The organism is Anabaena sp. CCY 9402-a (assembly GCF_963920945.1).
In the GTDB taxonomy this organism is placed as follows: Bacteria; Cyanobacteriota; Cyanobacteriia; order Cyanobacteriales; family Nostocaceae; genus Trichormus; species Trichormus minutissimus.
The window spans coordinates 1-1513 of the sequence record NZ_CAWUDL010000179.1; the positions used below are offsets into that span (position 1 = coordinate 1).

Annotated in this window: 1 protein-coding gene; it reads right to left on the reverse strand. The window is 45.3% G+C overall.

From position 1 onward, the window contains the following. Nucleotides 1-1513 (reverse strand): SdrD B-like domain-containing protein (locus ACM0OR_RS28140; protein WP_414579696.1); only part of this gene is annotated, 1513 nt, incomplete at both ends.

Here is a 1513-nt window from a genome sequence, read left to right on the forward strand (position 1 = left end):
TGAGTTAAGCCTGTGGTGTTGGCATCACTATCTAATGTGTCGTCGCCACCTTGGTCGGGAGTCGAGAAGACAAAACCCTCTGGGGCTGTGAATTGGACTTGATAGTCACCGGGAATTAAACCATTAAACAGGTATGAGCCATCTGGGTTAGTAGTGGTAGTGGCAACGACTACGTTGTTTTGAATTAATTCAACTGTGACACCTGCTAATGCTGTGTCTCCTGCATCTTGAACACCGTTGTTGTTGTTGTCAGCAAAGACATAATCGCCTAAAGATGCCAGGTTGTAGAAACCGGAATCTAAGGTGGGATTATTTTCTCCGGCGGCTAAGGTAACGACTCCTGTTAATGTGCCATCACTATCAATGGCATCATTACCACCTACATCTACTGGGCTAGTTTGTGTAAAGCCAGCAGGAGTGATGAATTGGACTTGATATCCTGTGTCTGGAGTTAAATTGGTGAAGTTGTATTTTCCTGTACCATCTGTTGTGGTTGTTGCTACTACTACACCATCTTTCAACAAGTTAACAGTCGCACCTGCTATTCCTGGTTCGTTGCCATCTTGAATACCATCTGCATTCAGGTCATGCCAAACGAAATCTCCTAATGATGCGAGGGCAACTAACCCGGCATCCAATGTGCTGTTAAATTGCCCTGATGTGAGGGTGACGGTTTGAGTTAAGCCTGTGGTGTTGGCATCACTATCTAATGTGTCGTCGCCACCTTGGTCGGGAGTCGAGAAGACAAAACCCTCTGGGGCGGTGAATTTGACTTGATAGTCTCCGGGAATTAAACCATTAAACAGGTATGAGCCATCTGGGTTAGTAGTGGTAGTGGCAACGACTACGTTGTTTTGAATTAATTCAACTGTGACACCTGCTAATGCTGTGTCTCCTGCATCTTGAACACCGTTGTTGTTGTTGTCAGCAAAGACATAATCGCCTAAAGATGCCAGGTTGTAGAAACCGGAATCTAAGGTGGGATTATTTTCTCCGGCGGCTAAGGTAACGACTCCTGTTAATGTGCCATCACTATCAATGGCATCATTACCACCTACATCTACTGGGCTAGTTTGTGTAAAGCCAGCAGGAGTGATGAATTGGACTTGATATCCTGTGTCTGGAGTTAAATTGGTGAAGTTGTATTTTCCTGTACCATCTGTTGTGGTTGTTGCTACTACTACACCATCTTTCAACAAGTTAACAGTCGCACCTGCTATTCCTGGTTCGTTGCCATCTTGAATACCGTCTGCATCTAGGTCATGCCAAACGAAATCTCCTAATGATGCTAGGGCAACTAAACCTGCATCCAATGTGCTGTTAAATTGCCCTGATGTGAGGGTGACGGTTTGAGTTAAGCCTGTGGTGTTGGCATCACTATCTAATGTGTCGTCGCCACCTTGGTCGGGAGTCGAGAAGACAAAACCCTCTGGGGCGGTGAATTTGACTTGATAGTCTCCGGGAATTAAACCATTAAACAGATATGAGCCATCTGGGTTAGTAGTGGTAGTGG